This is a genomic window from Hyphomonas sp., assembly GCF_037969335.1.
GTDB lineage: Bacteria > Pseudomonadota > Alphaproteobacteria > Caulobacterales > Hyphomonadaceae > Hyphomonas.
In genome coordinates this window covers 1-6,709 of record NZ_JBBKXE010000197.1, presented here as the reverse complement: position 1 = coordinate 6,709, position 6,709 = coordinate 1, and the positions used below count along the sequence as shown (strand labels likewise).

General features: G+C 63.1%; 11 protein-coding genes. 6 read left to right on the top strand and 5 right to left on the bottom strand.

Going from position 1 to position 6,709, the window contains the following annotated elements; translation table 11 throughout:
* The 3 genes from AADA04_RS14700 to AADA04_RS14690 form a co-directional block, all read right to left on the bottom strand.
* The coding region (locus tag AADA04_RS14700; protein WP_340694031.1) for a hypothetical protein at positions 1–474 on the bottom strand (474 nt) is incomplete at its 3' end.
* Between the two features lie 73 nt (positions 475–547).
* Positions 548–1,024 carry a hypothetical protein gene (locus tag AADA04_RS14695; protein WP_340694030.1) on the bottom strand — a complete coding sequence of 159 codons (477 nt, stop codon included), beginning with the start codon at positions 1,022–1,024 and terminating at the stop codon, positions 548–550.
* 123 nt (positions 1,025–1,147) lie between these two features.
* Entirely contained in the window at positions 1,148–1,873 is a 726-nt protein-coding gene (locus tag AADA04_RS14690; RefSeq protein ID WP_340694029.1) for a glutathione S-transferase family protein, read from the bottom strand.
* A gap of 91 nt (positions 1,874–1,964) precedes the next feature.
* Between AADA04_RS14690 and AADA04_RS14685 the strand changes: the two genes are divergently transcribed.
* Positions 1,965–2,657, top strand: coding sequence for a YafY family protein (locus AADA04_RS14685; protein ID WP_340694028.1), 693 nt, complete (start codon positions 1,965–1,967; stop codon positions 2,655–2,657).
* Between the two features lie 2 nt (positions 2,658–2,659).
* Here AADA04_RS14685 and AADA04_RS14680 read toward each other — a convergent pair whose 3' ends face one another.
* Positions 2,660–3,307, bottom strand: coding sequence for a methylated-DNA--[protein]-cysteine S-methyltransferase (locus AADA04_RS14680; protein ID WP_340694027.1), 648 nt, complete (start codon positions 3,305–3,307; stop codon positions 2,660–2,662).
* A 53-nt stretch (positions 3,308–3,360) separates the two neighbouring features.
* Here AADA04_RS14680 and AADA04_RS14675 point away from each other — a divergent pair, with 53 nt between their 5' ends.
* Positions 3,361–4,131: an SDR family oxidoreductase gene (locus AADA04_RS14675; RefSeq protein WP_340694026.1), complete on the top strand. Its 771-nt coding sequence runs from the start codon at positions 3,361–3,363 to the stop codon at positions 4,129–4,131.
* A 59-nt stretch (positions 4,132–4,190) separates the two neighbouring features.
* Positions 4,191–4,562: a VOC family protein gene (locus tag AADA04_RS14670; protein ID WP_340694025.1), complete on the top strand. Its 372-nt coding sequence runs from the start codon at positions 4,191–4,193 to the stop codon at positions 4,560–4,562.
* Here AADA04_RS14670 and AADA04_RS14665 read toward each other — a convergent pair.
* Positions 4,552–5,793 (bottom strand): MFS transporter, encoded by a 1,242-nt coding sequence (locus AADA04_RS14665; RefSeq protein WP_340694024.1) that lies wholly within the window; start codon positions 5,791–5,793, stop codon positions 4,552–4,554. The genes AADA04_RS14670 and AADA04_RS14665 overlap by 11 nt on opposite strands.
* A gap of 156 nt (positions 5,794–5,949) precedes the next feature.
* Here AADA04_RS14665 and AADA04_RS14660 point away from each other — a divergent pair, with 156 nt between their 5' ends.
* From AADA04_RS14660 to AADA04_RS14650, 3 genes are all read left to right on the top strand, one after another.
* Entirely contained in the window at positions 5,950–6,243 is a 294-nt protein-coding gene (locus AADA04_RS14660) for a YggT family protein (protein ID WP_340694023.1), read from the top strand.
* A gap of 3 nt (positions 6,244–6,246) precedes the next feature.
* Positions 6,247–6,528, top strand: coding sequence for a DUF167 family protein (locus AADA04_RS14655; RefSeq protein ID WP_340694022.1), 282 nt, complete (start codon positions 6,247–6,249; stop codon positions 6,526–6,528).
* Positions 6,525–6,709: tetrahydrofolate dehydrogenase/cyclohydrolase catalytic domain-containing protein (locus AADA04_RS14650; RefSeq protein WP_340694021.1), on the top strand; the 185-nt coding region annotated here is incomplete at its 3' end. The genes AADA04_RS14655 and AADA04_RS14650, both read left to right, overlap by 4 nt.

Sequence of the window (6,709 nt, the reverse complement as noted above, 5' to 3'; positions counted from 1 at the left end):
GAGGTCGGGCGCGACGGCGGCCGGGGCAACGGCCTCGGGCTGCATCACGCGGACCGGTGCCCGCTTGCGAAGTTCATACACGGCACTCAGCAGAAGGACTGCGCCGATCGCGGCCCCTGCCACGGCGCCTTCCGCGATGCTCGGATCCTGCCACCAGCCGTTTTCGAAGCTGACAAGATAGACCGTCGGGAACCCGGCGCAGAGGCCCATGACATACCAGAGCACACCGCCGCTGCGGCGGCCGGAAATCATCACGGCAGAGCAATAGAAACACAGCGCAGCGAGCAGGTAGGGCGCGCCATAGGCAATGCCGAGCGCCCGCCAGTCGACGGCATCAAGGCCGCTCGCGATATCGTCCTGCACCATCCAGCTGACCAGCATCATGATCGACGGCCAGCGCACAGCCGACAGCGCGCCAAACGCGAAGGCGATGGCATAGAGGGCGATCAGCGAGGCAATGAGCTTGCGGAGCATCCAGTATGGTTACCATGGCGACGGTATATGCCGGCTGAACAGGACGGTGCAAATTTCACCGATCAGGCCCGATTCACGCCTGCGAACTGATGATCAGGGCCGGCAGGGCCATGACGGCCGACTGGAGCAGCCCGGTCATGATGAAGGCGTCAGCATCCGACTTGAGCTGCCAGGCCAGGAATGTCAGCGAATATAGGAAATAGGGCCAGGCAAAGATCAGTCCCGCCTGCAGGCCTGCGCCCAGGCTGAACAGGACCAGGAAGATCAGCGCCGATATGCCGGCGGCATGCCAATAGGTCGGCGTGATGCGCCTCAGCCCGGCCAATAAGGCCCAGATCACCAGTGTCGACACGATGGGCCAGATTACGAGCAGGCCGACCATCGGAGGGGCTGTCTGGTCGCTGGCATCGGGTGCGGTATTTTCCGGCAGGAGCAGAACTGCCAGCGTCGTGACAAGGACGGTGCCCGCGACGGCCGCGGCGAAGGCCTTCGCCAGGTATTGGATTCGCGGCACGTCGGTCTGCGTCATGAATTGGAGGAAGTTCAGCATGACGTGGCCCCCGTATCTCCATGCATGGCAACCTGCGCATCCGCGTGGATGCGCAGGCTATCCTTGTAGAGGCGTGATACACACAGAAACAGTGTCAGGCATGTCGCCTATTGAGTGCCGGGATCAGGCCATTTCCGCCACGGGCCAGCGATTCTTCGCGAAATAGCGTTTCGTCATCCGGTCCATGTAGCCGACGAGGTTCGTGTGGCCACGTACGCGGTCAGACAGCGGCGTGTCGAAGAATTCGGTCGCGCAGGAAATCAGCACGGACGAGACGCTGGCATCCGCTGCTGTCGGCCTGTCTCCGAACAGGAAAGGCTTGGCGGCCAGCTGGATCGCCAGGGCCTGCAGGTCCCATTCGGCGAGTCGCATCCGCTCGGCTTCCGTATGACGGCCCATGCCGGCGGCATAATGTGTCGCCACCATGCCTTCGCGCAGTTCCTTGACGACCGCCGGTCGGCTCGCCTCCGGCACGTTACCGAAGAAATGGATGGGGCCTTTGAAGAAATTGTCGTCCTTCAGCCAGCGCTCCATGGCCATGATCGTGTGGAGGTGGCCCTCCGCCATCCGTTCCAGTGCCCAGCTGGCTGCGCGCTGTTCATCCGTCAGGCCGGCATCCAGCGATTTGCCGAGCTTTCTTTCAAAGTGTGCCCGGATGAAATTGCTGTCCTGGACTAGGAAGTCGCCATCGGTCACATAGGGCGCCTTGTGTTTTGGCACCGATTCCAGGTCGGCGATGGCGCGGTCGAAGTCGACGCCCAGCATCTGCAGCTGGATGTCCGATTTCATCACATAGGGGCTGGGCGAAGGACAGTCGAACTGCGGGCCCCATCCATAAAGCGTAATCATTGTCAGTCTCCATATCGTGGTTGCGATAGGGGCTTGATACGCGAGGCCTGCTGACAGCATGGTGTCAGCAGCGTGGCAGTAGGGACAAGAGATGAGACGAACTGAACGCCTGTTCCAGATCATCCAGGTCCTGCGCCGCCACCGCGCGCCGGTCACCGGACAGGCATTGGCCGAAGAACTGGAAGTCTCGCTGCGTACGCTCTACCGCGACATGGCAGAACTGATCGCCCAGCGCGTGCCGATCCGGGGTGAGGCAGGCACCGGCTATGTGCTGGAAGACGGCTACGACATGCCGCCGCTGATGCTGACGGCGGATGAGCTGGAGGCCGCTGTGCTCGGGGCGCAATGGGTCGCCGCGCGCGGGGATGAGGCCTTGTCACGCGGCGCGCGTGACCTGATCGCCAAGCTGACAGTCGCCGTGCCACGCGAGCTGCAGCCGGTGATTGTCGACTCCGGCCTCGTGCCCGTCAGCTACCGTGAGCGCCCCAAAGACAATTTCGACGTCGCACTGGTGCGTGGAGCGATCCGTGGACAGATGAAAATGGCCATCGACTATGCCGACGAGACGGGCAATGTCACGCGCCGTGTCATCTGGCCCTTCCTGCTCGCCTATTGGGACCAGGTCCGCCTCATCGGTGCATGGTGCGAATTGCGCCAGGATTTCCGCCACTTCCGGACTGACCGCGTGCGCCGCGCCGAAACACTGGGTCGCTTCCCGGAGCGTATTGCGACACTGCGCCGTCGTTGGGAGGCGCAGCGCAGGGAACAGGACGGCAAGGCCTGAATTCAGTCGAACAGACCCGGCAGCATCGGCGCCGCCCCGTCGGCATCGGCGCGTTCCAGCTGCAGCATGTGCCGCTTGGTCGCCCGGCCGCCATAGGCCGAGAAACCGCCAATCTTGCCCGACGCCGCCAGCACCCGGTGGCAAGGCACGATCAGCGGCCAGGGATTCTTGCCCATCGCGGCCCCGATCGCCCGCGCGGCGTGCGGATCGCCGAGCGTCTTCGCCAGCGCGCCATAAGTGGTCGTTTGTCCCCAGCCGACCTGGCGCAGCGCGGTGTAGACCTTCGCGTTGAAGGCGCTCATCCGGCCCATGTCGAGCGTGACATCGGTAAAGTCGATCGTCTCGCCGTCGAAATAGGCGCGCATGCACCCGGCGCAATTCTGGATCGACCGGGGCAGGGTGTCGGTCCATGTCGCCGAGGCGCCCCGGCCGAGCCGTGTCTCGGTGGCCGCCTCGCTGGCTTCGGGTAGCTGGACCTGGACGAGGCCCGCAGAATTCCACGCCAGGCCGCACGGCCCGATGGCCGTATCGAACAAGTGGAAATGGGCTTCTGCCCGATCAGGATCAGCGCCCTGCGTCATGGCCGTCAGGATCACTCCGAATGACGCGCGCATCAAGCGGATTCGGGCAAGAATGCGTTTGGCCCCCATCACTTTCGCCTGCTAGGGAGAAGGTCACAGAAAAAAATCGAGAGGAAACAGGTATGGGCAGAGTTCAGGGAAAAATGGCATTCATCACCGGCGGCGCGCAGGGCCTCGGCGAAGCCATCGGCAAGATGCTCGCCAAGGAAGGTGCCAAGGTCACGCTGACGGATGTGAACGGCGCAGGCGCCGAAAAAGTGGCTGCCGAGATCAATGCCGCGCATGGCGCTGGCACCGCCTTCGCCTTCCAGCATGACGTCACAGACGAAGCCCAGTGGCAGGAAGTGTTGAAAGCCGCGCATGATGCGATGGGCGGCATCAACGTGCTCGTCAACAATGCCGGCATCGGTTCGCTCGGCTCGGTCGAAGACGAAAACTACGACATGTTCAAGAAGGTGCAGACGGTCGACGTCGATTCCATCTTCCTTGGCTGCAAGTATGCAATCCCGCTGATGCGCGCCCATGGCCTGGGTTCGATCATCAATATCTCGTCCATCGCAGGCATCATCGCCAGCGCCAACTACGTCTCCTACAACACGGCGAAGGCCGCCGTGCGTCACATCTCGAAATCCATCGCGCTGCATTGCGCCAAAGGCGGCCAGATCCGTTGCAACTCGGTGCACCCGGTCTTCATCAACACGCCGATCCTCGACCGCACCAAGGAAATGTTCGGCGAGGAAGAAGCCCTCGCCAAGCTGGGCCGCCAGATCCCGCTCGGCAAGGTCGGCGAGCCGGACGATATCGCCTATGCGGTGCTCTACCTTGCCTCCGACGAGAGCAAGCTGGTGACGGGTATCGAACTCAAGGTCGATGGCGGCATTTCCGCCCAATAGGGACTTGCCCGGAAATATGTGTTCATGTTATGTTCTTTTCCTCAACTGGGGAGAAGGACATGATTGGATATGTAACTCTAGGGGTGAGCGACCTCGCCCGTGCCGCTGAATTCTACGATGCGATTGCCGCTGAAATGGGCACGCCGCGGATGATGGAATTCGACACGTTCATCGCCTGGGGCACACCGGACGGCCCGGCCGGAATCGCTGCAACGCTGCCTTTCGACGGCCAGCCGGCGACGTCTGGCAACGGAACGATGGTGGCACTGCAGGCGAAAGACAAGGACCAGGTCCACCGCCTCTACAAGATCGCGCTGACGCATGGCGGCACGGATGAAGGCCCGCCCGGGCCGCGCGGCGACGGCGGTTTCTATGCCGCCTATTTCCGCGACCCTGACGGCAACAAGCTCAACGCTTTCATCATGGGCTGATCGGGCGGCGCGCCGTGACGACGAAGGCATAGACGGCCAGTATGCCGACAACGCTTGCGGATGCCATAAGCGGCAAGCTTGGCATGATCGAATACAGCGTGGCACCGATCAGCGGCCCAAAGATGAACCCCGCAGGCGGGGCCGCTGCCAGAAGCGCAGCGGCCGAGCCCTGTTCCTCGCGTGAGACCGACAGGCTGCCGAGCGCGTTGGCCGACGGCACGGCCAGCGCCGCGCCGACACCCACGACAAGGAAGCTCAGGCACATCGCCCAGAAGGGTTGGAACGTGTCCGCGCAGACATAGCCAATCGTCACAAGGGTGAGCCCGATGGGCAGGATACGGCGCGGATCCGGCTTGCGCGGCGTGATATAGCCGAATTGCACGACGATCATCGAGAAGGCGAGGCAGGAGAAGATGATGCCGGTGAAGAGGACCGCCATTTCAGCCGCCGTACGCGCGGCCGTGTCGACGAATTCGTAGCGGTCCTCAATGAACCAGCCAACGGTCTGCTGGATCATCCCGATGGCGACGAAATATATGAACAGGAACATCAGGTGCGGCCGTACGCGGGCATCCGTGAAAGAGAGCGGTTTCGGTCGGTGGCTCTCGCGCACCCGGTCGCGGCTGCGCGGCAGGACGAACGCCAGGATGACCCCGACGACCAGGTTGAGGATGATCGTGCCCCAGAGCGGCACCAGCGCGCCAAACGGGGCCAGCACGGCAGCGCCTGCCGGGCCGAGGATCGAGCCGACACTCATCGCCGCGCCCAGCATGCCGAGGCCACCGGCGCGGGTCATTGTTGTGGTTGCGTCCGTCATTGCGGCCATCGAGGCGGGCTGCAGGCCCGGCGAGAGCAGGCCGAACCAGACCCTGACGAAGACCAGCAGGAAGAACGTCGTCATCCCCGTCACCACGCCCGCCAGCGCAGCGCTCAGCGCGAACAGGAAGGCCATGTTGGTCAGGCCCATGGCGAACAGTGAAAAGACCATCACGCGCTTGCGGCCAACCCGGTCCGCGATCCGGCCCCAGATCGGGATCATGATCGTGTAGATCACGGTCGACAGCGTCAGGATGCCCGCCACCTGGATTTCGGTCAGCCCGGCCTTGCGGGCCAGGGGCGCCACAACCACGAAATTGATCGTCATGCCGGCGCCCATGGCGACCATGGCCAGTGCGATCATGCCCTGTTGCAGGCGGGTCAGTGGGCGAAGGGGTGTTTCAGTCTCTGTCATGCCCGTGTGCCCTCCCGTAGCATCCTCCAGAGCTAATCCGGCACCGGTCCGATGCAAACCATGTCGCAGGGTAAAGCGACAGTGCTGACCTTGCATCCCCTTGCCAACACATCCTAAGTGACACTTTGCAGTCACCTTGTTTCCGGAGAGTTTTCAATGCGCGCGATACTGGATGTCATTCTGTTTCTCCTGAACATCGCGACATGGATCATCATCGTCCAGGCCGTGATGTCCTGGCTGGTCGCGTTCAAGGTCCTGTCGATCCAGAACCCTACAGTGCGCAGCATCTGGGGCGGCCTCGAGCGGATCACCGAACCGGTCTACGCGCCGATCCGCCGGATTCTCCCGCCCCTTGGCGGCCTCGACCTGACGCCGATGGCCGTGCTCCTGCTCATCTTCTTCCTGCAGCGCCTGATCGTTCGCTACGGCTACACGATCGCGCCCTTCTAGCGCATGCACCGGCTCACGGTCCGCGTGCAGCCAAACGCGTCGGTTGACCGGATCGAAGGCCCCGAAACGGATGCCGCCGGGCGACGCTACCTGAAAGTGCGTGTCCGTGCCGTGCCGGAAGATGGCAAGGCCAATGCGGCGGTCGAAAAACTCCTCGCAAAACATCTCGGCGTACCAAAGTCTGCCGTCAGGGTGGTGACGGGCGGCAAGAACCGGCTAAAAGGCCTTGAAATTGACGGGCCGCCAGACTTGGCGGGCGTCTTGGCAGGGATGATGCGAGAATGAGTGCAAAACGGATCGACGGAACCGGTGTGGCCGCAGCGGTGCGGGCGAAGGTCGCTGTCGCAGTCGCGGCCCTGCCGGGCCAGCCCTCGCTTGCGGTTGTCCTTGTCGGTGAAGACCCCGCCAGCCAGGTCTATGTCCGCTCCAAGGTCCGCCTCACCGAAGAGGCCGGAATGGTCTCGGT